22 protein-coding genes are annotated in these 26,801 nt (G+C 34.8%); 17 read left to right on the forward strand and 5 right to left on the reverse strand.

What is annotated here, in order from left to right:
* Positions 1-40 precede the first annotated feature (40 nt).
* Positions 41-2,113, reverse strand: coding sequence for a glycine--tRNA ligase subunit beta (glyS, locus tag GA0061080_RS02815; protein ID WP_091120706.1), 2,073 nt, complete (start codon positions 2,111-2,113; stop codon positions 41-43).
* A gap of 10 nt (positions 2,114-2,123) precedes the next feature.
* Positions 2,124-3,056: a glycine--tRNA ligase subunit alpha gene (gene glyQ, locus GA0061080_RS02820; RefSeq protein ID WP_091120710.1), complete on the reverse strand. Its 933-nt coding sequence runs from the start codon at positions 3,054-3,056 to the stop codon at positions 2,124-2,126.
* A gap of 1,245 nt (positions 3,057-4,301) precedes the next feature.
* On the opposite strand from glyQ, the gene GA0061080_RS02825 reads away from it, so the two are divergent.
* Positions 4,302-5,846, forward strand: a complete 1,545-nt coding sequence (locus GA0061080_RS02825; RefSeq protein ID WP_091120713.1) for a hypothetical protein — start codon at positions 4,302-4,304, stop codon at positions 5,844-5,846.
* 447 nt (positions 5,847-6,293) lie between these two features.
* On the forward strand, positions 6,294-7,877 hold the full coding sequence (locus GA0061080_RS02830; protein ID WP_091120717.1) for a hypothetical protein: 1,584 nt from the start codon (positions 6,294-6,296) through the stop codon (positions 7,875-7,877).
* 70 nt (positions 7,878-7,947) lie between these two features.
* Here the strand turns inward: GA0061080_RS02830 and argA are convergent, their stop codons facing one another.
* Positions 7,948-9,276, reverse strand: a complete 1,329-nt coding sequence (gene argA, locus GA0061080_RS02835; RefSeq protein WP_091120720.1) for an amino-acid N-acetyltransferase — start codon at positions 9,274-9,276, stop codon at positions 7,948-7,950.
* A 354-nt stretch (positions 9,277-9,630) separates the two neighbouring features.
* Between argA and focA the strand changes: the two genes are divergently transcribed.
* The 10 genes from focA (at position 9,631) to GA0061080_RS02885 (ending at position 23,276) form a co-directional block, all read left to right on the forward strand.
* Positions 9,631-10,479 (forward strand): formate transporter FocA, encoded by an 849-nt coding sequence (focA, locus tag GA0061080_RS02840; RefSeq protein WP_245174429.1) that lies wholly within the window; start codon positions 9,631-9,633, stop codon positions 10,477-10,479.
* Positions 10,480-10,546: 67 nt separating this feature from the next.
* A complete protein-coding gene (gene pflB, locus GA0061080_RS02845) occupies positions 10,547-12,829 on the forward strand; it encodes a formate C-acetyltransferase (protein ID WP_091120723.1) in 2,283 nt (760 codons plus the stop codon).
* A gap of 503 nt (positions 12,830-13,332) precedes the next feature.
* Entirely contained in the window at positions 13,333-16,401 is a 3,069-nt protein-coding gene (gene fdnG, locus GA0061080_RS02850) for a formate dehydrogenase-N subunit alpha (RefSeq protein ID WP_091120727.1), read from the forward strand.
* Positions 16,402-16,416: 15 nt separating this feature from the next.
* The gene (gene fdxH / locus GA0061080_RS02855) at positions 16,417-17,391 is read left to right on the forward strand and encodes a formate dehydrogenase subunit beta (RefSeq protein WP_091120730.1); all 975 of its coding nucleotides are present in this window, start codon (positions 16,417-16,419) and stop codon (positions 17,389-17,391) included.
* The gene (locus GA0061080_RS02860; protein ID WP_065636154.1) at positions 17,384-18,067 is read left to right on the forward strand and encodes a formate dehydrogenase subunit gamma; all 684 of its coding nucleotides are present in this window, start codon (positions 17,384-17,386) and stop codon (positions 18,065-18,067) included. Before fdxH ends, GA0061080_RS02860 begins: the two co-directional genes overlap by 8 nt.
* 119 nt (positions 18,068-18,186) lie before the next feature.
* The gene (fdhE, locus tag GA0061080_RS02865) at positions 18,187-19,095 is read left to right on the forward strand and encodes a formate dehydrogenase accessory protein FdhE (RefSeq protein ID WP_065636155.1); all 909 of its coding nucleotides are present in this window, start codon (positions 18,187-18,189) and stop codon (positions 19,093-19,095) included.
* Positions 19,096-19,254: 159 nt separating this feature from the next.
* Positions 19,255-20,217 carry an ABC transporter substrate-binding protein gene (locus GA0061080_RS02870; RefSeq protein WP_091120734.1) on the forward strand — a complete coding sequence of 321 codons (963 nt, stop codon included), beginning with the start codon at positions 19,255-19,257 and terminating at the stop codon, positions 20,215-20,217.
* A gap of 306 nt (positions 20,218-20,523) precedes the next feature.
* Complete coding sequence (locus GA0061080_RS02875; RefSeq protein ID WP_091120759.1) at positions 20,524-21,474, forward strand: ABC transporter substrate-binding protein; 951 nt, start codon at positions 20,524-20,526, stop codon at positions 21,472-21,474.
* A gap of 60 nt (positions 21,475-21,534) precedes the next feature.
* Positions 21,535-22,479, forward strand: a complete 945-nt coding sequence (locus tag GA0061080_RS02880) for an ABC transporter permease (protein ID WP_065636158.1) — start codon at positions 21,535-21,537, stop codon at positions 22,477-22,479.
* A 2-nt stretch (positions 22,480-22,481) separates the two neighbouring features.
* A complete protein-coding gene (locus GA0061080_RS02885) occupies positions 22,482-23,276 on the forward strand; it encodes an ABC transporter ATP-binding protein (RefSeq protein WP_091120737.1) in 795 nt (264 codons plus the stop codon).
* A gap of 197 nt (positions 23,277-23,473) precedes the next feature.
* On the opposite strand, the gene smpB is transcribed toward GA0061080_RS02885, so the two are convergent.
* On the reverse strand, positions 23,474-23,956 hold the full coding sequence (gene smpB / locus GA0061080_RS02890) for an SsrA-binding protein SmpB (protein WP_065636160.1): 483 nt from the start codon (positions 23,954-23,956) through the stop codon (positions 23,474-23,476).
* A gap of 33 nt (positions 23,957-23,989) precedes the next feature.
* Between smpB and GA0061080_RS02895 the strand changes: the two genes are divergently transcribed.
* The 5 genes from GA0061080_RS02895 to GA0061080_RS02915 are packed head-to-tail and all read left to right on the forward strand — an operon-like array spanning position 23,990 to position 25,905.
* Positions 23,990-24,451 (forward strand): type II toxin-antitoxin system RatA family toxin, encoded by a 462-nt coding sequence (locus GA0061080_RS02895; RefSeq protein WP_081300137.1) that lies wholly within the window; start codon positions 23,990-23,992, stop codon positions 24,449-24,451.
* A 1-nt stretch (position 24,452) separates the two neighbouring features.
* The gene (locus GA0061080_RS02900) at positions 24,453-24,728 is read left to right on the forward strand and encodes an RnfH family protein (protein WP_167349168.1); all 276 of its coding nucleotides are present in this window, start codon (positions 24,453-24,455) and stop codon (positions 24,726-24,728) included.
* Positions 24,729-24,743: 15 nt separating this feature from the next.
* Positions 24,744-25,178, forward strand: coding sequence for a zinc uptake transcriptional repressor Zur (gene zur / locus GA0061080_RS02905; protein WP_091120744.1), 435 nt, complete (start codon positions 24,744-24,746; stop codon positions 25,176-25,178).
* Entirely contained in the window at positions 25,166-25,522 is a 357-nt protein-coding gene (locus GA0061080_RS02910) for an EamA family transporter (RefSeq protein ID WP_065636162.1), read from the forward strand. The genes zur and GA0061080_RS02910 overlap by 13 nt, the downstream gene beginning before the upstream one ends.
* Positions 25,522-25,905 carry a DMT family transporter gene (locus tag GA0061080_RS02915; RefSeq protein WP_065636163.1) on the forward strand — a complete coding sequence of 128 codons (384 nt, stop codon included), beginning with the start codon at positions 25,522-25,524 and terminating at the stop codon, positions 25,903-25,905. The genes GA0061080_RS02910 and GA0061080_RS02915 overlap by 1 nt, the downstream gene beginning before the upstream one ends.
* Before the next feature lie 206 nt (positions 25,906-26,111).
* Here GA0061080_RS02915 and GA0061080_RS02920 read toward each other — a convergent pair whose 3' ends face one another.
* Complete coding sequence (locus GA0061080_RS02920; RefSeq protein ID WP_091120747.1) at positions 26,112-26,327, reverse strand: DUF4177 domain-containing protein; 216 nt, start codon at positions 26,325-26,327, stop codon at positions 26,112-26,114.
* Positions 26,328-26,801 lie beyond the last annotated feature (474 nt).

Here is a 26,801-nt window from a genome sequence, read left to right on the forward strand (position 1 = left end):
TTTAGTTACCACTATTATTTTGAATGATTAAATTCGTAAATTAAGCTTGCAATAATGAAATATCAGCCACTTTTAAAAATAGATTTTGCAGTTTTTCTAAAAGAGCTAATCGATTTACCTTAATTTGTTCATCATCGACCATCACCATCACCGACTCAAAAAAAGCATCAATAGGCGTTTTAAGCGAAGATAATTCGACTAAAGCATCTTGGTAATGCCCATTATTAAAATAAGGGACTAGTTTGTCGGTTAAAATGGCAACTTGTTTAGCTAATTCACCTTCTGCGCCTTCTTCTAATAAAGCAACATTGATTTTTTCAGGAATTGCAATATTCGCTTTAGATAGAATATTTAACACTCGCTTATTGGCTTCAGCTAAAGAAGCGGCTTCAGGTAGCGTTCTAAAGTGAGTAACTGCCTTAACGCGTGCATCAAAATCAGCAGGCTTGGTTGGATTCAACGCTAAAACAGCTTGAATTGTATCAATGGCAAAACCTTGCTCTTGATACCAAGCTCGGAAACGACCTTGCATAAAATTAACAATATCTTCAACCACGTTTTTATTATTAAGCTTATCTTCATATAATGATGCGGCATAACCTGCCAATTCAACTAGATCTAAAGGCAGTGCTTTTTCAACAATAATACGTAAAACACCAATAGCAGCGCGACGTAATGCAAAAGGATCTTTATCACCCTTAGGATGCTGACCAATACCAAAAATGCCGGCTAAAGTATCCAATTTTTCAGCGATAGAAACTGCACAAGAAACAGCAGTACTTGGTAATTCATCGCCAGCAAAACGCGGTTTATACTGTTCTTCAATGGCGGTTGCAACTTCAATATTTTCGCCATCTTTAAGAGCCAAATAACGCCCCATAATACCTTGTGTTTCAGGGAACTCAAAAACAGTATTAGTCACTAAATCGCATTTTGTTAATTTGCCTGCTCGTTTGGCTTGCTCAACATCAGCACCAATTTTATCGGCAATAAAGCCTGATAACGACTCAATGCGAATTGCTTTATCCCTAACTGTTCCAAGTTGTTGTTGAAATAAAACTGTTTCAAGGCGAGGCAAACGGTCTTCTAAACGTTGTTTTAAATCAGTTTGATAAAAGAATTCTGCATCAGCAAGGCGTGGGCGAACCACTTTTTCATTACCCGAAATTACAACTTGTGGATCTTTTGACTCAATATTAGCCACAAAAATAAAGTTTGGTAATAATTTGCCTTGTTTATCATAAACAGGGAAGTATTTTTGATCGCCTTTCATGGTATAAACCAATGATTCAGCAGGAACCTCTAAAAATCGCTCCTCAAATTTAGCAGTTAACACAACAGGCCATTCAACCAGAGAGGAAACTTCTTCAAGCAAATTATCTGTTAAATCTGCTTTACCATTTAATTTTGCGGCTTCTTCTTCAGCTTGTTGTTTAATGATAGATTTACGTTTATCGTAGTCAGCAATTACTTTACCACGTTGTTCTAAAATTTCAGGATACTGGTCTGCATTATCAATAGTGAACTCTTGCTCACCCATAAAACGATGGCCACGAATAATGCGATCTGATTTAATCTCTAAAATCGTGCCAGGCACAAGCTCATCACCATACAACATGGTAACAGTATGACATGGACGAATAAATTCAACTTGGCGAGCAGCCCAACGCATTGGTTTAGGGATAGGTAATTTACTTAATGCGGTTTTAACCATATCACATAACAAATTAACAACTGGTTGGCCTTTTTGATTTTGAGTATAAGAAAGCCATTCACCTTTATCAGTTTGTATACGCTCAGCCTGATCAACCGTAATACCACAACTGCGCGCCCAACCTTCAGCAGCTTTAGTTGCATTACCATTGGCATCAAAAGCAGCACTGACCGCCGGACCTCGTTTAACTATTTGGTTATCGGGTTGCGTATCATTCAAATTTAAAACTTTTAATGCTAAACGACGGGGCGATGCATACCAAAGCACCTCACCATGTTCTAAATTGGCATTATCAAGCTGCTGTATAAAATTAGCCGCAAAGCTTTCTGCTAACGTGCGGAGTGATTTTGGTGGTAACTCTTCGGTACCAATTTCCACTAAAAATGTTTTTTGCATAATCTTCTAATTCCTACTTTGATGCACTTTCGTTAGATTGTGAATTTTGGCACATAGGAAAGCCAAGAGCTTCGCGAGATGCGTAATAGGCTTCTGCCACCATTTTGGTTAATGTTCTGATGCGCAAAATATAACGTTGTCGCTCAGTTACTGAAATTGCTTTACGAGCATCAAGTAAATTAAAACAGTGGGCCGCTTTTAAGATGCGTTCATAAGCAGGTAGTGGTAGTGGTTTTTCTAACTCAAGTAAAAAATTGGCTTCTTTTTCGTGTTGTTCAAAACAATAAAATAAAAATTCAACATTTGCATATTCAAAATTATAAGTGGACTGCTCAACTTCGTTTTGATGAAACACATCGCCATAAGTTGTTTTACCAAATGCACCATCACTCCAAACCAAATCATAAACACTATCCACGCCTTGAATATACATTGCTAAGCGTTCAAGTCCATAAGTGATTTCACCAGTAACTGGTTTACATTCAAGCCCACCAACTTGTTGAAAGTAAGTAAATTGGGTTACTTCCATACCATTTAACCAAACTTCCCAACCAAGCCCCCAAGCACCAAGGGTTGGGTTTTCCCAATTGTCTTCAACAAAACGGATATCATTAACAGTGGGATCAAGACCTAATTGTTTTAACGAACCTAAATAAAGCTCTTGAATATTGTCAGGAGAAGGTTTTAAGATAACTTGAAATTGATAATAATGCTGAAGCCTGTTTGGGTTCTCGCCATAACGACCATCGGTTGGGCGACGTGATGGTTGAACATAAGCCGCATTAATAGGTTCTGGTCCCAGCGCTCGTAAACAAGTCATCGGGTGAGATGTCCCTGCACCGACTTCCATATCTAAAGGTTGAATTACGGTGCATCCTTGATTAGCCCAGTAATCTTGTAACGTAAGGATTAACCCCTGAAAGGTTTTGACATTAAACTTTTGCATGATGTTATCTTTATGGTTGAATTGATATTTCGATAATTTAAATAGTGCTATATATTATACTTTTTATCAATACTTGTGAAATGTCTAATTTTACATTGTTTGCTATATTACCTAATTAGGTTATTTGTAGGAATGCTTCGCGTTGTTTACACTTTATGATTAAACTAATCCACTAAAAACGCATAAGGCGTTTTTCCTAAAATTGCTTTATGCGGTTTAACGGCATTATAAAAATTAATAAGGCATTTAAGCTTTTGTTTTCTCTCTTTTGTATCACTAAATATTGGCTGATTGTGCAACTTCCCATTAACGTACCTATCACTATTTCGGCTGTTCTATTCGTTTGTGGGCAGGTGGGGTTGGTAGATTTTGGCTTGATATGATGGTTATCAGGCAGTTTATCTAAACAAACATTTATCTAACAAACAAAAACAGTATTATTTTTGTCAAGAAATTTCAGGAAAATAATGTATTTAAGTAAAAAAATCAACAAAATCAACATTAATTCCGAAAAATGAATGTTCTCTAGCTTATTTTTTAGTTTGATTTTTAATCAAATGCAAGCCTTTGGTATCAACGTGTAGTATTTCATCCGGGTAGGTTTTGTTATCACCTTTAGCTTGCCGTCTCAATTTAGCTTCAATAGATATTTCGACTTTAACCAGACGTTTAATACCCTAACTGGTGATTTTATAACGTTCATTTTTACTACTTAAAGGGACAAAAGCTTCAATCGGGCTTTTTTAGCTCGTTATAAATGGCTAGATTACTGACCATAAAGCGTTTATCCAAATTGGTGACTGTATTTTTCTTTATGATATCAGCGCCCTATCGCGTGTTTTTGGTAGGGGGGATAGCTTTGTTTTTTATGTATATTTGACTTTTCGCAAATAACAGCAGTTTCTTTAATTATTGTAGAAAGCGCAAATTATTTCTATATTTAATAGTATTTGAGTAATATAAAAACAAATAAAAATAGGTTATACTCTAAAATAATATAAAAAAAGTCATGTTTTTAATGTTTATATGCTAATTTAAGACTTAGTAAAACAAAAAAACATCTTTGATTATTTTATATTCGATTAACATTGATTTTGTTTTGATAGATAAATAAAAATAAGCGATAATAAAGATTAAAGATCTTTATTATTGTTGTTTAAATAATTGACGCGATTTTTAATTGATAAAAATTAACTTTAATAATCTATATGCTGATTATTAATAATAAATAATTGAGAAATAAATATGAAACAAAATATAAAGGATTATCCGAGCTTTTTTACAAAATATTATTTTTTTAGTAATATCCATTCTCGATTGACTTTGGGTTTAAATAAGGATTTCTTAGGTGTATCTTCTGTATTTAATACTCAAAGAAAAATTACGAAAATAACTTTTTTTTCTGCTATTTTTGCATTAAATAGTTTTAATGTGGCTAATGCAGCAATTTCATCCACAACTTCCCATACAATTCAAGGAACTAAGCCACAATTTTTTGCAACCGAGACTGCAATAAATAAACTTGGATTTAACTACAAAGGAAACGATTATAGTGAAATAAAGGGAAATATAAGAAGTGATACTACTAAGTATTTTGATGAAAATACTAAACTTAGTGAATTTGTAATAAAAAGTTATTTTATACCTAGAACTACAAAAGATGATCTAGATGGTGATTATTTTGATTTTGATGGTGATGCTTTTGATCCTGTCATGCCGATTACAAGTACACTTGAATACGTTTGGAAAGATAGTAGTGGTAAAACTATTGATAAAGCGGATTATGATGATATTGCGTGTACTCATAATAAGTACACAATGCCTTTACAATTAGAAATTACAGCAAAAGATATTCAAGTTAAAACAGAATATGGCGATCCTAAAGAAAGTGATCCAGTAAGCAGCATTAGCAAAACGTATCAAATCGCGGTTGCTAAAACATGTTTTGCTAAACCAAATGGAATCAATCTAGATCCTAAAACTCAATGGCGTTCAGTCAGAAATGATAGTGCCGAAAATGATGCTCAATGGAATCTCACTGGAGCAGGCTTAAACGGTATAGATAAAGATAAACCTAATCCTAAGGTGGGCGGTGGTCATACTGATGATTATGTAATAAACCAAGGTTTTAAAGTTGAACCTAAAGTGGCTAACAAACATTTTCCAACCACTGGATTTCCTGGTGCGCAGTTCCAACTGGTTATGGGCGGAATACAGCAAGATTATACTTTTACAAGTAGTAGTGATCAAGCATCCGTGGATAAAGATGGTATTGTTACTTTAAAAAGCCCAGTTAAAGAGGTCACTATTTCTGCAACGCTAAAATCAGACAGTAACATTCATTATGATTATAAGTTTACATTAGATCTATGGGTTGAACCTCAGTCTGAATATGTAGCTAACCAAGCAGAAGCAAGATCAAAATGTACTAGCCCTATGCAATTATTAGAGCGCAAAGATTTAAATAATGCTTCCAGTTTTGCAAGTGCGAATTTAAATAATCATCAAGGACGTATATATAATATATTTACGCGAGGTATTGGTTTAGGTGTTTTGAGCGAGTGGGGAAGACCGTTAAGAGCAGCATATGGAGTTATACCAGCTACTTATCCACAGTCAAAATGGAATTTTGGTTGGTATTTCACAAATGAAAATCACCCAACCACTGATAGCGAGAATCAACCTATTACGGAAGGAATAGTTGTTGCTAGTCATGATGGCATGATATCATTTCCAAGTGCATGGGGACGTGATGAACCTAAATGGGCGGTTTGTGGTAAGCATTTATAGTTAACCCTTGTTTAACTAGTAAGAAAGGTATTTCAAGAACCTTTTAAAAAATCTTTATAATTTCTAATATAAAAGACTTCTCTTTGGTCTTTATATAAAAAGAGGAGTCCTAACATTTTGTTTTCGTTATACTTAATAGTACGATGAGTTTATTCTAAGGTAGAAAAACATCGGGTTGTTTACAATTACTGATGAAAATAACCTTCTAAAAATCCATAAGGTGTTTTATTGAAATTACTTTATGTGGTTTTAATCCTATTATAAAAGTTAATAAAGCAGTTAAAATTTATTTTTATAAGTATTTATTACAGTAACAAGTTTGAATAATTTCTAAAATTAAAGCGTAGTAATCGAAGAAAATATTTGATTAATTTTTATATCTAATTTGTGTTAATTTTGTTCTTTTTGTCCAGAAAAACAGTCAATAATAGAAAACGAGAATTAAATATGAAACAAGATAATAGAAGATGTCATTCAGGCTTTTTAAGTGGAATAAAATATCATTTTTTAGAAAAGTTCAACTCTCACTTAACTTTGGATTTAAGTGAGAATTACAAATACACATTTTTTTCCTTAAATATTAAACAAAAAATTGCAAAAATAAGTTTTTTTTCTGCTATTTTTGTATTTAATAGTTTTAATGTGGCTAATGCAGCAATTTCATCCACAACTTCCCATACAATTCAAGGAACTAAACCACAATTTTTTGCAACCGAGAGTACAATAAATAAACTTGGATTTAACTATAAAGGAAATGATTATAGTGAGCTAAAAGGCAATATAAAAAGTGATGCTATTAAGTATTTTGATAAAGATACTAAACTTAGTGATTTTGTTATAAAAAGTTTTTTTACACCTAGAACATCAGAAGATGACCTTAATGGTGATTATTTTGATTTTGATGGTGATGCTTTTGATCCCGTTACAGCAATTACAAGTACGCTTGTACCTGTTTGGAAAGACAGTAACGGTAAAGTTATTGATATAGCAGATTACGATAATGCTGCTTGTAACCCTAATAAATATACCATGCCTTTACAATTAGAAATTATAGCAAAGGATATTAAAGTTAAAACAACATATGGTGACCCTAACGAAAGTGATCCTGTAAGTAGCATTAAAACTTCATCCCAAGAAAAACCAATAACCAAAACATATAAGATAATGATTGCTAAGGCCTGTTTTGCAAAACCAAATGCAACAAAGTTAGATTCAGGCACTCAATGGCGTTCAGTTAAAAATGATAGAACTGAAAATGATGCTCAATGGAATCTAACAGGACTTGGTTTAGGCGGTATAAATAAAGATAAACCGAATCCAGCTGTTGGTGGTGGACATACTGATGATTATGTAATAAACCAAGGTTTTAAAGTTGAACCTACTGTGTCACACAAGCATTTTCCAACAACTGGCTTTTCAGGTGCGCAGTTCCAACTTGTTATGAGTGGAATGCAAAACGATTATAATTTTACAAGTAATAATAGCCTTGTAGAGGTTGATAGGGAGGGAATTGTTACTTTAAAGGCCCCAGTTAAAGAGGCCACTATTACAGCAACGTTAAAATCAGATGCTAATATCCGTGATAATTATACATTTACATTAGGTTTATGGGTTGAGCCTCAGCCTGAATATGTAGATAATCAAGCAGATGCAAGATTAAAATGTACAAGCCCTATGCAATTATTAGAACGTAAGGATTTAAATAGTGCTTCAAGTTTTGCAAGTGGGAATTTAGATAGCTATCAAGGCCGTGTATACAATGTATTTACTCGAGGTATTGGTTTAGGCGTTTTTGGCGAATGGGGAAGAATGCTTAAAGCTCAGCATTATGGTCTATCGCCTACTTATCCACAATCAAATTGGAATTATTCTTGGTATTTTACGAGTGAATCGCACCAGACCACTGATCTTAATCACCAACCAATTACAGAAGGAATAGTCGTTTCTAGTCATGATGGCATGATATCATTTCCAAGTGCGTGGGGACGTAATGAACATAAGTATGCTGTTTGCGGTAAAAAAATTTACTAATGCCTGATAAGTAAGGGCTTCTTTTTTAGCGTTATAATAAAAAAGTAGCCCTTACTTGTTTTATAAAACACTAAATAATATTAAACATTAGGATTTTTGAATTTCGCTGATAATTATAAAGTTGTTTCTTTTTAATTGGTAAATCATCTACTTCAGCAGGGCTAAAGCCTTTTTCGCGAAACCAATGAATGCTACGTGTAGTTAAGACAAAAATTGTTTTAAGTCCTAACTGCTTTGCTTGTTCTATTAACTTTTCAATAAGAATATTTCCTCGAGATGAGTTTTGATAATTTGGATGAATAGCCACACATGCCATTTCGCCCATTTTTTCTTCTAGGTAAGGGTAAAGTGCAGCACAACCTATCGTCATATTATCGCGTTCAATAATAGTAAATTTATCAATTTCCATCTCTAATTGTTCACGTGAACGTTTAACTAAAATACCTTGTTCTTCAAGTGGCCGAATAAGTTCTAATATTCCACCGATATCGTTAATTTTTGCCGAACGAACTTGTTCAGAGTGTTCCATTGCAACTTGTGTTCCAATTCCATCACGAGAAAATAATTCTTGTAAAATCGAACCATCAACCAAATAACTTACCAAATGGCTTCGCCTAACACCATTACGGCATGCTTTTGAAGCTGCTCGCAAAAAACGTACCTCACTGGATAAATGCTTACCTTGCTGTTCTTTTTGTTTAATATAATTATCAGCATCAATAGGATAAAGGTCGGTGATAACATGGCCATATTCATCTAACACACCTTGTTCCGCACAAAAACCAATCAATTTATCGGCTTTTAAGCGAATAGCTACTTCAGCGGCAACATCTTCAGAAGCTAAATTAAAACTTTCGCCTGTAACTGAAACACCAACAGGGCCTAACAATACAATAGAATCTCGTTCTAATTGTTGTTCTATGGACTCTTTATTAATACGCCGAATTTTTCCTGTATGGCAATAATCAACACCATCATCAACCCCCAAAGGTTGTGCAATGACGAAATTACCACTCACAACACTGATATGTGCACCTTGTAATGGTGTATTATTTAAACTCATTGATAAACTTGCTGTAATATTGAGTTGTAACAATCCAGTGACCTGTTTAACAATATCTAAAGTGCTTGCATCAGTAATTCTAGTATTTTTATGATATTTAGGTTGGATTTTATGGTTTATAAGAGATTCATCAATTTGATTACGTGCGCCATGAACAATAACCAGTTTAATACCAAGGCTATATAACAGTCCAATATCATTGATGATACTTGAATAATTATTACTTTTTAAAACAGCACCAGTGAGTAATATAACAAATATTTCACCATGATGTGCATTGATATAAGGTACTGAATGCCGTAATCCTTCAACTAATTCCGTTGTTCGCTCTTTCATTTTGCACCCTTTTAAAATGAATATTTATTCACATTTTATATATTTTTATTTATTTTGGATTTAAACACAAGATGTTTTTATAAAAATTTATTAAATAATCAATAGTTATTGCAAGTCATATACAGCTTATCCTTTTGTTTGTTGTTTTCTTTTGTGTTAAGTAAGGTTAGTACATTAAACGCAGACAAATTTCTTATAAAACTTTAGCTGATTAAATTTTTATTATAAATAACTTATTTAATAAATAATGGTTTTTTGGGTTTATAATTTTTTTTAATAAAAAAACGTGATCTGCTTCAAATTTTGAGTATACTATGCGTCTCATAAAACCCTAGTTTTTTTGAGGATGTTAGTTTGAGTACAGATAAACTTGTGGATTCATATTCTCCCGCACAAATGACCCAAATTGCCGAAGACCTTGGCAATTACAAAGTAAACAAACACCCATGTAGTACAATTTTATCTGCGATGCTTGCTGGTGTTTATATTTCTATCGCTTTTGTATTTTATATTACTGTAACAACAGGAACAGCAATCGTTGCTTTTGGTTTGGCAAAATTAGTAGGCGGTATTTGTTTCTCTTTAGGGCTTATGCTTGTTGTGTGTTGTGGTTCTGACTTATTTACTTCAACAGTATTGACCATTTTACCTAAAATGACCCATAAAATTGGCTGGACTAAAATGATTCGTAATTGGATTTTGGTCTATGTTGGTAACTTTATTGGTGCTATACTGTTTGTCACAGTTATTTGGTTTTCAGGCCAGTATATGGTAGCCAATGGTTTGTGGGGATTAAATATTTTACAAACCGCTGATCATAAATTACATCATACCTTTATTGAGGCAGTATGTCTTGGCTTTCTAGCTAATCTAATGGTTTGTTTGGCCGCTTGGTTGAGTTACGCTGGTCGTAGTTTACTTGATAAAATGCTAATTATGGTTTTACCTGTTGCGATGTTTGTTGCCAGCGGTTTTGAGCATAGTATTGCAAATATGTTTATGATTCCTATGGGAATTGTAATTAACAACTTTGCTTCCCCTGAGTTTTGGCAAGCAGTTGGTGTATCGGCAGATGCCTTTAAAGAGCTAACTGTATCGCATTTTATATTTAACAATTTAATTCCAGTTACAATCGGGAATATTTTAGGTGGTTTAGCGGTCGCGCTACCTTATTGGGCTTTATATTTACGTAAGCCACATTGATTTTATGATATTTGCCCTAACATATATGAGGGTAAATAGATATTTTTGTAAACCTGAGGTGAAAATTATGAGTAATTTAAACGAAGTACAAGCAGCTGCTTGGAAAGGATTTAAAGATGGTGATTGGCAAAATAATGTCAATGTCCGCGATTTTATTCAAAAGAACTACACGCCATACGAGGGCGATGAGTCTTTCTTAGCTGGTGCAACAGAAGCTACAACTAAGTTGTGGGATAAAGTAATGGAAGGCATTAAAGTTGAAAATGCAACCCATGCTCCTGTGGATTTTGATACAAGTGTTATTTCGACAATTACTGCTCATGATGCAGGTTATATCGAAAAAGATTTAGAAAAAATTGTTGGTTTACAAACTGAAAAACCACTAAAACGTGCGATTATTCCGTTTGGTGGTATTAAAATGATCGAAAATTCTTGTAAAGCTTATAACAGAACGCTTGATCCTTTAGTCAAAAAAATCTTCACTGAATATCGTAAAACTCATAACCAAGGTGTTTTCGATATCTATACTCCTGATATCCTTCGTTGTCGTAAATCTGGTGTTATCACTGGTCTGCCTGATGCTTACGGTCGTGGTCGTATCATTGGTGATTACCGTCGTGTGGCACTTTACGGTATTGATTATTTGATGCAAGACAAATTTGCACAGTTCAATTCATTACAAGCTGATTTTGAAAATGGTGTTGATTTAGCAATGACTATGCAACGTCGTGAAGAAATCGCTGAGCAACATCGTGCACTTGGTCAAATTAAAGAAATGGCTGCTAAATACGGCTTTGATATTTCTGGACCTGCAAAAACAGCACAAGAAGCGGTTCAATGGACATACTTTGGTTATTTAGCTGCAGTTAAATCACAAAATGGTGCGGCAATGTCTTTAGGTCGTACTTCAACTTTCTTTGATATCTATTTCCAACGTGATCTTGCCGCTGGTTTAATCACTGAAAAAGAAGCACAAGAAATTGTTGACCATTTCGTGATGAAATTACGTATGGTTCGTTTCTTACGTACTCCTGAATATGATGAGTTATTCTCAGGCGATCCAATTTGGGCAACTGAATCTATCGCTGGTATGGGTGTTGATGGTCGTACATTAGTAACTAAGACTTCTTTCCGTTTCTTAAATACTTTATATACAATGGGACCTTCACCAGAGCCAAATATGACTATCCTTTGGTCTGAACAATTACCAAGTGGATTTAAAGAGTTCGCATCAAAAGTATCTATCGATACATCATCATTACAATATGAAAACGATGATTTAATGCGTCCAGACTTTAACAACGATGACTACGCTATCGCATGTTGTGTAAGCCCAATGATCGTTGGTAAACAAATGCAATTCTTTGGTGCACGTGCTAACCTTGCTAAAACACTTCTATACGCAATCAACGGCGGTGTGGATGAAAAATTAAAAATGCAAGTAGGCCCTAAAGAAGATCCAATCACTGATGAGTATTTAGATTTTGATACAGTGTTTGCTCGTTTAGATCACTTTATGGATTGGTTAGCAAAACAATATGTAACTGCATTAAATGCTATTCACTATATGCATGATAAATATAGCTACGAAGCGTCATTAATGGCATTACACGATCGTGATGTTATTCGTACTATGGCATGTGGTATTGCTGGTCTTTCTGTTGCTGCTGACTCACTTTCTGCAATTAAATATGCAAAAGTGAAAACAATTCGTGATGAAGATGGTTTAGCTACTGACTTTGAAATCGAAGGTGAGTACCCACAATTTGGTAATAATGATCCACGAGTTGATGATATCGCTGTTGATTTAGTTGAACGTTTTATGAAGAAAATTCAAAAACTTAAAACTTATCGTAATGCTATTCCTACTCAATCAGTACTTACTATTACATCAAATGTTGTATACGGTAAGAAAACAGGTAATACACCTGACGGACGTCGTGCTGGCGCACCATTTGGACCAGGTGCTAACCCAATGCACGGTCGTGATCAAAAAGGTGCGGTTGCTTCATTAACTTCTGTGGCAAAACTACCATTTGCTTATGCTAAAGATGGTATTTCATATACTTTCTCTATCGTTCCAAATGCATTAGGTAAAGATGATGATGTGCGCAAACGTAATTTAGCTGGCTTAATGGATGGTTATTTCCATCATGAAGCGACAATTGAAGGTGGTCAACATCTAAATGTTAACGTGTTAAATCGTGAAACATTATTAGATGCAATGGAACACCCTGAAAAATATCCACAATTAACAATTCGTGTTTCTGGATACGCAGTACGTTTTAACTCTTTAACGAAAGAGCAACAAAAAGACGTAATTAGTCGGACATTTACCCAATCAATGTAATGTGTGATAAATGAGCACTAGCTTGAAGTCAACTTATTGATTTTAATAATAAGTTGACTAGATTGGATGGTTATTTTTATTATCTAATCTTTGATAATAGCCTTGTGGAAAATTATATAATGTCCACAGGGCTATTGTATAAAAATCAAAAAGAAGATGTAGCCTTTAACTATTGAAAGTAAATCATAGTCTAAAAGAGCCTATTTTTTAGGATTTCTTTTTTAAATCGATCACAAAAATTCTTTTTTATCCAAAAACGTATTTATACTGAAACCTAGTTTTTTCTGAAACTTTTTTACATTAATATCATTTTTTTACCAAATGTGATATAAATTAAGCTGTTGAAGATTTATTTTTTGACATATATCAAACTTTGTGAATTCATACCTGTTTTTCCCTTTATTTCCATGCCATTAAAGATTATCATTACAACTTGTAGGGATGTTAATAGCTTCCAATATAATAAATCAAATAATGTAATGTCAGCTTTCTAAGGAGCCCATATGCTATTTAACCGTAGGCAGTTCTTTAAGATCTGCGCTGGTGGTATGGCAGGAACAACGGTAGCCACACTAGGATTAGCGCCTAATTTGGCGCTTGCACAAACTCGCCAATTTAAATTACTCAAATCTAAAGAAACTCGAAATAATTGTACTTACTGCTCTGTTGGCTGTGGTATGTTGCTATATAGCCGTGGCGATGGGGCTAAAAATGCCGAATCGTCTATTTTCCATGTAGAAGGCGATCCCGATCATCCTGTTAGTCGTGGTTCTCTTTGTCCTAAAGGTGCTGGTGTACTTGACTTTATAAAAAGTGAAAATCGTGTTAAATACCCCCAATACCGCGCGCCAGGTTCTGATAAATGGCAAAAAATAAGTTGGGATGAGGCTATTGACCGTATAGCTCGTTTGATGAAAGCTGACCGAGATAAAAATTTTATTGAGAAAAATGAGAAAGGCACAACAGTTAACCGCTGGACAACAACAGGGTGGCTTGTTACATCTGCTGCAAGTAATGAAACAGGTTGGTTAGCATTTAAAGTTGCTCGTGCATTAGGTATGTTAAGTCTTGAAACTCAAGCACGAGTTTGCCATGGCCCTTCTGTATCTAGCTTAGCAGCTACATTTGGTCGAGGAGCAATGACTAACAACTGGAATGATATCAAAAACGCTAATGTTGTTATTGTCATGGGCGGTAATGCCGCAGAAGCCCATCCAGTTGGTTTTAAATGGGCAATTGAAGCTAAAATTAATAATGGCGCAGAACTAATTGTTATTGACCCTCGTTTTCAGCGAACGGCTTCAGTTGCCGATCACTATGTACCGATTCGTTCAGGATCTGATATTGCTTTTTTACTTGGTATTATTAATTATCTGATTACTCACAACGAAGTTAACTTTGAGTATTTGGTAACACACAGTAATGCTAGTTTAATTGTGCATGATGATTTTAATTTTGATGCCAATAGCGGATTGTTTAGTGGATATGATGCAACTAATCGTCAATACGATCAAACTAGTTGGGCATATCAAAAAGATGAAAATGGTTACGCACTTCGGGATAAAACACTAAGCCATCCTCGTTGTGTTTGGAATTTATTAAAACAACACGTTAGCCGTTATACACCCGAAATGGTCAATAAGGTAACTGGTAGCCCAATTGATGGCTTTTTACATGTCTGCCGCTCACTTGCTAGTACCAAAACCAATGATAGAGCCGCAACCTTTTTATATGCATTAGGTTGGACTCAGCACACTTATGGCTCACAAATTATCCGTACTGCAGCCATGATTCAGCTTCTTTTAGGCAATATTGGTGTTATGGGTGGAGGCATTAATGCACTGCGTGGGCATTCAAATATTCAAGGTTTAACCGATGTAGGTTTGTTGTCAAATCGCCTGCCTGCTTATCTTGATTTACCAAAAGAGTCTCAAGTTTCACTTGCTCAGTATCTAGATGAAAAAACACCAAAACCACTTGGCCCAAGTGAAGTGAATTTTTGGGGAAATTATCCAAAATTCTTTGTTAGCTTTATGAAATCAATGTACGGTGATAAATCGACTCAAGATAACGATTGGGGATTTGATTGGTTACCAAAATGGGATAAAACCTATGATGTTTTAAGATTTAGCAAAATGATGCGTGATGGTCAAGCTAATGGCTTTATTTGTCAGGGCTTTAACCCACTTGCTGCACTTCCCGATAAAAATAGTATTCGTGAAGGTTTATCTAACTTAAAATTCTTAGTTAGCATCGATCCTATGCCGACCGAAACCGCGGAATTTTGGAAAAACCACGGTGAATCAAATGATGTGGATTCTAGCAAAATTCAAACCGAAGTATTTAGATTACCATCAAACTGTTTTGCTGAAGAAAACGGAACAATTGTTAACTCTTCTCGTTGGCTACAATGGCATTGGGCAGCAGCTAGACCGCCTTACGAAGCATTATATGATCCTGAAATTATTGCGCGTATCTTTTTAAGAATTAAAGAGCTATATGCCGAAGAAGGAGGCGCTTATCACGAGCCAATTGATAATTTAGTTTGGGATTATCAAAATCCTGAAGGTCCAGCAGCCGAAGAGCTAGCCAAAGATTATAATGGACGTGCGCTTGCAAATATCACTGATACAAATGGAAATGTTATCCTTAAAAAAGGTCAGTTACTTAGTGGTTTTTCGCAATTAAAAGCAGACGGAACAACTTCATCAGGTATTTGGATATTCTGTGGTTGTTGGACAGAACAAGGTAACCAAATGGCAAGGCGTGATCCAAGCGATCCATCAGGAAAAGGCGTTCATGCTGGTTGGGCTTGGGCATGGCCAATGAATCGACGTGTACTTTATAATCGTGCATCAGCAGATGAAAACGGCAAACCATGGGATCCTAAACGAGTTCTAGTAAAATGGAATGGCTCAAGCTGGGTTGGTAATGATGTTCCTGATTTTACTGCAACGTTATCGCCAAGTGTTGGTGCAGGTGCTTTTATCATGAATAACGATGGTTTAGGTGGATTATTTTGTTTAAATCGATTAGTCGATGGGCCATTCCCTGAGCATTATGAACCATTTGAAACACCTATTACCAATAATCCATTGCATCCAAATCAAATAAGCAGTCCAGTTGCACGAGCATTTAAAGAAGATTTGGCTCGCTTAGGGAATGCTAGCGAATTTCCTTATGTTGGTACGACTTATAGCATCACAGAACATTTCCACTTCTGGACACAACATGCAAGGTTAGCATCGATAACTCAACCAGAGCAATTTATTGAACTAAGTGAAAATTTAGCCAATAAAAAAGGTATCAAATTAGGTGATACGGTTAAAGTGACTTCATATCGGGGCTATATCAAAGCCAAAGCTGTTGTGACAAAACGTCTTCCGACATTAACCGTGGATGGTAAAGAGATTGAAACCATAGGAATTCCGATTGTATGGGGATTCACAGGGCAAACAAAGAAAGGATTTTTGGTTAATGAATTAACACCTCATTTAGGTGATGCTAATTCACAAACACCAGAATATAAATCATTCTTAGTCAATATCGAAAAAGTTACCAGTGCGGCATAAGGAGGAAGAGCAATTATGTCATTACAAACACAAGATATTATTCGCCGCTCAGGAACCAACTCATTAACCCCTGCACCACGAGCGCGCGATTATCAACAAGAAGTCGCAAAATTAATTGATGTAACAATATGTATCGGCTGTAAAGCGTGCCAAGTTGCCTGTAGCGAATGGAACGATTTGCGAGCTGAAATTGGCAATACTGTTGGTGTTTATGATAATCCCGCTGACTTAGAGCCCAAAGCTTGGACAGTAATGCGTTATTCGGAAGTTGAAATTAATGGTAAATTTGAATGGCTGATCCGTAAAGATGGTTGCATGCACTGCTCAGATCCTGGTTGCTTAAAAGCTTGCCCTGCAGAAGGTGCTATTATTCAATACGCAAATGGTATTGTGGATTTTCAATCCGAACATTGTATTGGTTGTGGTTACTGTATTGCTGGTTGTCCGTTTAACATTCCAAGAGTTAGTAAAGAAGATAACCGTTCTTATAAATGCACTTTATGCGTAGATCGCGTCGCTGTTGGACAAGAGCCAGCGTGCGTAAAAACCTGCCCGACGGGTGCTATTCATTTTGGCACAAAACAAGACATGATTCGCCACGCCGAACACAGAATTGCCGATTTGAAAAAACGAGGGTTTGACAATGCGGGGCTTTATGACCCACAAGGTGTTGGTGGCACGCATGTGATGTATGTTTTACACCATGTAGATCAACCAGAACTTTATCATGGTCTGCCTAAAGATCCACAAATTAGTGAAATTGTTAAATTTTGGAAAGGTGTTTGGAAACCACTTTCAGCCGCAGCATTTGTTGCCACTTTTGGTGGCTTACTATTTCACTATATGGGTGTTGGTGCAATTGATATCGATGAAGATGATATTGAATACGAAAAAGAAGCAGATAAGCAAGCACGAAAAAAATTAGGCTTGCCAGTTGCTGAATGTAAAAATAGTGATAACTTACCGCAACAGGAGAATCATCATGAATAAAAAAAGCATGATATTAAGAACACCACTTATTGTTCGCTTCTGTCATTGGTGCATGGTGTGCCTGTTTATTTTAACGGCATTATCAGGTTTGTCGCTGTTTTTTCCATCAATTAAACTGTTTGGATTATTTCTTGGCACACCTCAATTAGTCAGAGAATTACACCCTATTTTAGGCTGTGTTGTTTTTATCTTACTAATGTTTATGTTTTTAAAATTGGCTCATCATAATATTCCTAATAAAGATGATCTTTTATGGATTAAAAACTTTAAACATGTGATTTTAGGTAAAGAAAGAGGCATTCCAATAGGTAAATATAATGTGGGTCAGAAATTTTTATTCTGGTGCATAATGGGATTAATTTTTGTCTTATTTGTCACAGGAATAATTATGTGGCGTCGCTATTTTGCTGATAACTTTTCTATTCCAATTATTCGTATTGCTATATTTTTCCATTCACTTGCCGCAATTGGCCTAATTCTACTTGCTATTGGCCATGCTTATATGGCAATTTGGGTTAAAGGTTCAATTAAAGGAATGATAACTGGCTATGTATCGCGTGCTTGGGCTTGTAAAAACCATTCATCATGGTATCAAGAAGAAATGGAAAAAATCTATCAAGAAGAGCTAAAATTAAAAGCTGAATTAAAAACTGAACAAGCAACCAAACCTGAATAAAAAATTTTTATAAGCAATTTTTAATTAAATAACAATATCGCTGATATTCATCAGCGATATTGTATTGTCTATATAGATAAACCTATTATGGATAAAATAATCATCAATGGTAACTAATAATGAGCATAAAAATCATCCCACAAAAACAACTTGAACAACACGCATCAAACTCAGTTATTAGGCAAATTCCATTACTGTTTTACCCATCACCAAAAACCATTTATGCACATCGAGCAAAGCGCTTAAAAACCTTGGCAACCAATAATCCATTTAGTGATTATTTAAATTTTTGCGCCACAATCGCCGAACAGCAAGCTAATTTAGTAAAACAAAATCCTATTAATGTCGATTTGTCTGAGTACCTTAACAACGAAAATCCACCATTAAGTTTAAGTAACCGACCATTATCAACAAATTGGCAAGAATACCTCAATGAATTATTAAGTTCGATAACAGCAACAACCGAACAAATAACATTAGTTATTGAGCAACTTAAAAAAAATAGTGTTCAACAGTTACAAGATAAAGCCCTACATCTACTCAATAATGAGTTTGCTCATGTAGAGGGCAACGAAGCAATATTTATTTGGGCAGCATTGTCGGTTTATTACAGTCAACTCGCAAGCCAAATTAAAGGCAAAGCAATAGCAGAAAGCACAGATAAAAGCTGGTTATGCCCTGTATGTAATAGCATACCTGTGGCTAGTATCATCCAATTAGGCAGCAACAATGGCCTGCGCTATTTACATTGCAGTTTATGTGAAAGCCAATGGTATGTGCCTAGAATAAAATGTACCTGCTGTGATAACATGAAAGATATCCAATATTTTTCACTCGATAACGAATTATCTGCCACCAAAACGGAATGCTGTGATGCTTGTCATAGCTATTTAAAAATCTTCGATCAAGATAAAGATCCACATATTGAAATTATTGCTGATGATATCGCTTCATTAATATTAGATATTAAAACAGAAGAAGAAGGTTTTACTAAAAGTGGAATAAATCCTTTTATATTTGCTCAATAAAACCAAAAATAACACAATGATTAAAAACAATTTAATATTATTTATCACCACTTTATAACGGCTGTGTTAGCAATAATCATTAATTCATAAAATACAACTTAACTTTTGAGAATAATAAGGCTACAATGGAACTATTGTACTAGTTTATGAGTGTATTTTATGAGACGTTTTACTTTATTGATAATAATGATATTGCTTGTGCCTTTTTATAGTTTTGCTGATGCAATGAAAAATGTTGCCATTACGGCAATTGTTGAACATCCTTCATTAGATCAAATTCGTGATGGTGTTAAAGATGAATTAACAGATAGTGGTTATAAATTAAATGAAAATTTAACTATTCAATATAAAAGCGCACAAGGAAGTAGTGCAACTGCAGCTCAAATTGCAAGGCAATTTATTTCAGCAAAATCTGACGTTATTGTTGCAATTGCAACACCAAGTGCACAAGCAACAGCAGCGGCTACAAAACAAATTCCTATCGTCTTTGCAGGTATTACCGATCCCATAGCAGCTAAACTAACCAAAGATTGGAAGCCAACAGGTACCAATATTACTGGCGTGTCTGATTATCAAGAAATAGGCCCACAAATTGATTTTATGAAAAAAATTGTACCTAACGTTAAATCAGTCGGTTATATCTATAGCCCGAGCGAAATAAACTCAACAGTGGTATTAAAACACCTGCAAACTCTACTGGCAGAACAAGGAATTGCTCTTTTTGCAGTACCTGCTCAACGAACAGCAGACATTTCAACAGCTGCATTTTCATTAAAAGGTAAAGTTGATTTAATCTATACTACAACGGATAACAATGTCGTTTCAGCTTATGAGTCTTTAGTCAAATTTGCTAATGAAAATAAAATTCCCCTTTTAGCATCGTTCCCAGATGCTATTGAACGAGGAGCTGTTGCTGCATATGGAATGAGTTATTACGATGTAGGTCGTCAATCAGGTAAACTTGTTGTACGTATATTAAAAGGGGAAGCAGTAGGTACCATTGCTCCAGAATTAGGGCAAGCTCTTCGCCTTGTCATTAATATGGATGCGGCTAAAAAACAAGGAATCACCTTTACACCTGAAGTGATTGAGTCTGCCGATAAAGTCATCGGTAATCATTAAATTTAATACCACTAAACAAATAATAAGCCTTGCTCGCTGAGCGAGTAAGGCGCTTGATATGGCAAAGGATCATTCCCAATAGATAAATATCACTAACTACCGACTTTAGTCTAATACTAAAATACCCCTCATCAACATCACTTCTTTAATAACCCTTCATTTCTGTAATGAAATATTTACAGCAAACATGCTTTTTACTCTAGAAAATTATCTATTTTTGCTTTATAGTAGCTTAATATTGAGCTTGGTTGTAAAAAAAATATTACAGGAGTGCTTTCTATGCGTGATTTTATTATTAGACTTTTTATGCTGCTTAGTGTACCGCTTGTAGCATTTTATTCTTCAGCAAATCCTAAAATTGAACAAAAATTTGTAGCCATTACAGCCATCGTTGAACACCCAGCATTAGATAATGTACGTAAAGGTGTTGAAGATGAATTAAAAGATAACGGTTATATTAATGGTGAAAATTTAAAACTACAATTTGCTAGTGCACAAGGCAGTAGTGCAAATGCAGCGCAAATTGCTAAACAATTTGCAGCAAGTAAACCTGATGTTATCGTTGGTATTGCAACTCCAAGTTCGCAAGCATTAGTTGCAACAACAAAACTGATTCCTATTGTTTTTACTGCTGTCACAGATCCTGTTGCAGCTAAATTAACATCAAGCTGGGAAGCATCAAAAACGAATGTAACTGGTGTGTCTGATGCACTGTCACTGGATTCTCAAATTGATATGATGCTTAAAATTAAACCAGATGCTAAAAATATTGGTTATGTTTATAGCCCAAGCGAAGTTAATTCAACAATCATACTTAAACAATTACAAGATGAGCTAGAAAAAAGAGGTATGAAAATTATTGCTGCACCTGCACAACGCACTTCTGATATCTCAACTGCAGCGAGAAGCTTAAAAGGTAAAGTTGATTTAATCTATACAACAACAGATAATAATGTGGTTTCTGCTTATGAGGCTTTAGCTAAAGTGGCTAATGAAAGTAAAATTCCTCTTATTGCTTCTAATCCTGAATCAGCAGAACGTGGTGCTATTGCTGCTTTAGGTATGAGTTATTATGATCTTGGTCGACAAGCAGGTAAAATTGTTATTCGGATTCTTAATGGCGAAAAACCGGGCGATATTCCACCACAAGTGGGTAATATTACTCAACTAACAATTAACAAAAAAGCAGCTGAACGCCAAGGTGTCACTTTATCTGAAGATATATTAAAATCAGCCGCAAAAATTGTCGAAAAATAATGTTTTATTTTTTTATAACTAAACCGCCAGCCTTGGCGGTTAACTTTAATGGATTTTTTCATGTCTTTTGAATTTTTATTTGGCTCAATGGGGATTGGGCTTATTTATGCACTTGTTAGTTTAGGTGTATTTATTTCGTTTCGTTTACTGGATTTTCCTGATCTTACTGCTGATGCGAGCTTTCCTCTTGGTGGCGCAATATGTGGATTATGTATTTATATAGGTATCGACCCTTGGATCGCAACACTATTAGGTATGTTTGCTGGTTGTCTAGCGGGAGCAATGACAGGGCTTTTATACGTTAAACTCAATATTTTACAATTGCTTTCTAGTATTATTGTCATGATAGGGCTTTATTCTATCAATTTAAGAATATTAGGTATTGGGCCTTATGTTATGAATGAAACAACGAGGCTTGCAGGTTCGCCTAATCTTTCATTACTCGGTCAAAATACTATTTTTTCACCGTTTATTTCTGACGATTTTAGTAATCAATATATAGTACAACCCATAATGATCTTAGGGTTTGTAATTGTATTTTGGATGTTACTAAATGTGTTTTTAAATACCCAAAAAGGGCTTGCCTTAAGAGCAACAGGCACAAATCCACGAATGGCAAAATCTCAAGGTATTCCAACTGATGGAATTACAATCCTTGGTATGGCAATATCAAATGGTTTAATTGCTTTAGGTGGTTCGTTATTTGTTCAAACGCAAGGAAGTGCCGATATTACTATTGGTGTTGGTACAATCGTTATTGGACTAGCCTCAATTATACTTGGTGAAAGCATTTTCCCAACAAAACGTATTTGGGCTGTTATGCTTTCGGTTATTTTTGGATCTATCTTGTATCGCTTATTTATTGCTTTCGCATTAAGTAATGAATTGCTACAAGATATAGGGGTTGGAACAGAAGACCTAAACCTTATTACAGCAATATTAGTTGTGTTGGCTCTTGTCTTACCGAAGCAGTTAAAAAAATTCTCTAAAAAAAGAGGAAAGTAAACATGATTAAAGCAGAACAATTACAATTAACCTTTAATCAAGGTACACCGATTGAAAATCATGTATTACGAGGGTTAAATCTTAACATCAGCGAAGGAGAGTTTGTCACTATCATTGGTAGTAACGGTGCAGGGAAAAGCTCGTTACTTAACGCAATTAGTGGTGATTTGCTAACTGATTCTGGCTGTATTGTGATCAATGATAAAAATGTTACTCGTTGGCCAGCATGGAAACGCGCAGGTATGGTTGCTCGAGTATTTCAAGATCCAATGGTTGGAACTTGTGAAAACCTAACAATTGAAGAAAACCTTGCTATTGCTTATAACCGAGGTAAAAAATTTACATTATCTTCCGCACTTAACCGCAAAGCACGCTCAATATTTAAAGATAAATTAGCGATGCTAAATCTAGGCCTGGAAAATCGACTAACCGACATGATGGGACTACTTTCTGGTGGGCAAAGGCAAGCTGTTAGCTTATTAATGTCAACTTTACAACCGTCTAAAATACTACTTCTAGACGAGCACACAGCGGCACTTGATCCTAAAACTGCGCAATTTGTTCTAGATCTTACCGATCAAATGGTGTCACAAAACAAATTAACGACCATGATGGTAACTCACTCAATGAAACAAGCCTTGGAATATGGCACCCGAACCGTCATGCTGCATCAGGGGCAAGTGGTGCTTGATGTATCGGGCGAAGAGCGTACAAAATTAACTATCACCGACCTTTTAGCCATGTTTGAACAGACACGCGGTGAAAAGGTTACCGACGATGCTTTACTTTTAGGTTAATAATAAATCAAAAAGCAGTATCTTGGTTAGATATTGTTTTTTGATAATTATAGAGACACATTTTATTCTAGCAACATCTGCTACTTACCGTGATTTGGAAGAAATAGAAACTAAAAATTGTAAGCGAAAGCAGATGTTTAATTAAGTTAGAAATTATAAGCCACCATAAAAGCTTTCAATAAATTAACACTGTAGTATTATCGATTGGAATTTTTCATTATCCGAGCTTTATCAACTTGCCATTGACGCTCTTTAATATCTGTTCGTTTATCGTATTCTTTTTTACCTTTGGCTACCCCAATTTTCACTTTCGCCCACGCATTCTTCCAATATAAAGAAAGGGCAACAACGGTATAACCTTGGCGATTGATTTGACCAAATAACGAATTGAGTTCACGCTCATTTAGCAGTAATTTACGGTTGCGCATAGGTTCGCAAATGACATGAGTTGAAGCAACATTTAACGGAGTAATAGTTGCCCCAAATAACCATGCCTCACCATCTTTTAGCAAAACATAGCTGTCGCTAATATTGGCTTTGCCTGCGCGCAGTGATTTTACCTCCCAACCTTGCAGAGATAATCCCGCCTCGATCTCTTCTTCAATGAAGTATTCATGACGTGCACGTTTATTTAATGCAATAGTTGCCGAACTAGGCTTGTGTGATTTTTTCTTATTCATAATGTGCGTTATTATAGAGTTACGTGATATTATATGCTACTAATTTTATTTTTTTATTTTATTATTATGGTACATGTTTTTCGCGAAGTTATCGAGCCTTATTCAATTGAACAAATGTTTGCTTTAGTCAACGATATTGAAAAATATCCAGAATTTATTCCAGATTGTATTGCAACAGGTATTATTAAAAAACAAGATAATATTACTGCCGCATTTATTGAGGTTGAAAAGTTTGGTTTCAAAAAATCGTTCACCACATTAAATCAAATCAATGAACCTAATTCAATTGATATTACGCTTTTAGAAGGTCCATTTAAACAATTATCAGGCCGGTGGCAATTTGTTAAAATTACTGAAAACCAAAGTAAGATCAGTTTTAATTTAGATTTTGAGTTCAAAAATAAATTATTAGATATGACTTTTTCTCCTGTCTTTAAAGAAGTCATGAATGGCATGGTTAATGCGTTTTCAAAACGAGCAAGGCAGATTTATTAAAATGATAAGAATTCAAATTGTTTATGCATTACCCAATAACGCAATTGTTATTGATTGTGATGTCGATGAGCAAACGAATGTATTGCAAGCAATTACAAAATCCAATATCTTAACGATATGCAAAATAAAATTAGATGACCATCTAATTGGTATTTATGGAAAGCGTTGTGAGCCGACTCAATTGGTCAAAAACGGTGATCGCATTGAGATATATCGGTCGTTAATCAACGATCCCAAAGAAATAAGACGAAGAAAAGCCGCTCAAAAAAATAATTAAAGCAAAGGAAACTAAATGCACAATCTGCTAATTGAAAAGATTGAAAATTTATGCAAAAAGCGTGGCATTAAACTGACAACTCAACGTCGAACTGTTTTAGGTATTATGTTAACGGCCAATAAAGCAATGAGTGCGTATGATCTTTTAGATCTGCTCAAAGTTAGTGAACCACAAGCTAAACCACCGACCATCTATCGTGCGCTTGAATTTTTACTTGAGCAAGGGTTTATCCATAAAGTGGAATCCTCTAATAGCTATATTATTTGTCCACATTTTCAAGATCCAGAACATATTTCGATTTTATTTATTTGTGATAAATGCCAACAAATTATTGAAAAACATTCTGAAAATATTGAAGAGCAGCTTAAACAACTTGCACACCAAAATCAGTTTTTAATAAAGCACAGCGTGCTTGAAATACATGGACTTTGTCAGCAGTGTCAACTTTAATTATTTTTCTTTGGCTAATTAACATTGCTTGCGATACCGTTGGGCAAATTGCATTTAAGTATGCCGCACTCACCTCCAAAAATAAGCAAGGTTTACATTATTGGCAAACATTATTTAGTAATATTTGGATATGGATTGGTTTTAGTACTTATTTTCTTGGATTTATTTGTTGGTTGGCGTTTTTAAGTGAAGTGCCATTATCAGTAGGCATTTTATTAGGATCATTTAATATTATTACCGTTATGTTAGCAGGGCGAATTTTATTTAAAGAGCATCTAACTTTGTTTCGTATTGTGGGGATATTTTTTATTACCATCGGTGTAGTATTAGTGGGACTGACTTAATGAAAAAATTTTATATTATTGGTTTTATCTTACTGCTATTTTTTGATACTTTTGGACAAACTAGCTTTAAATTAACCGCACTATCAGCCTTGCCCTTTGAAATCAGTTTTGATTGGTTGGTTCGTATTTTTACTTATGGTTGGGCTTATTTAGTCATATTGGGTTATACAGGAGCGTTTATTACTTGGATGATATTATTAAAAAAAGCTCCAGTTGGTCCGGCCTTTGCGGCATCTCATTTACAGGTGGTTACAGTGATGCTAGTATCGGTGATTGTTTTTGATGAAAAAATTACATTCACACGCATGCTTGGTGGATTATGTATTATTATTGGTATTGTTTTTTTGGCTATAGCCGAGCAAAAATTGCAGCGTAAATCGTAAATCCCTTCTATTTTTATACTAAAATTCCGTGTTTTCTGAAAGTTCTTTACAAAATATTACGGATCTAATTTGTTTAATTTAGTAATTTATTCTATTTTGTGAAATTAATATGCTTCAGTAAGTATATTAATATTCAACCTCATAATTATTAATTTGGAATATTACTTCTAAAAAGATTTTGTTAATAAAAATTATTTTCGGTTTATTTAAATACGGTCACGTTCAAGGATAACTATGTGAGCTTCTCGTTTCCAAAATAGGAACAAGCGACGAATCTCTCTTTCCATAGTAACTACACGCCAGCCTGCTTCAGCATTTCTATTTAACAATTGGGAAAATCTAACGGGATTAACATTGGCTGCGCCAAAAAGAAATGAAGAAAAAGCATTTTCTTGATAAATAACTACCTTATATTCTTTCATAGCAATTAAATCTCCAGTACTTTCTTAAATTAACATTAAAGTTTGTAACATTATATACTTTTTAAACGTTAGTATCTATCACACAACAATTTGGTTTTTATTTAAAAATAGTTATGATTATTTGTTTTTATTCTGTAGTGTAACTATTCCTTAGAATAGTACAACAAAAAGTAGAAAATTCTCCATAATAAAAGTAAAAGAAGATAGCCACCGCTCCCTTACCCAAATCCTTGGTGAAGAGGATAGTTAGAAAAGTTAAAATCTACAGTTATCTAAACAAAGACCGCCCCATTTTTGTCAAAAAGTTTCAGGAGTGCACTACGTTTATGTATAAAAACAATAAAAATCAAATGGGTATTAATGGGTAAATATTCTTTAGTTTGCTGTTTTGTTTGATTGTTAAGTCAAGGTAAACCTTTGGTATCAGCCCTTATCGTGTGTCTGTGACAGGCGTTAATTCTGTTTTTTATGGGG

The sequence above is a fragment of the Gilliamella intestini genome (genome assembly GCF_900094935.1).
Classification (GTDB): Bacteria; Pseudomonadota; Gammaproteobacteria; order Enterobacterales; family Orbaceae; genus Gilliamella; species Gilliamella intestini.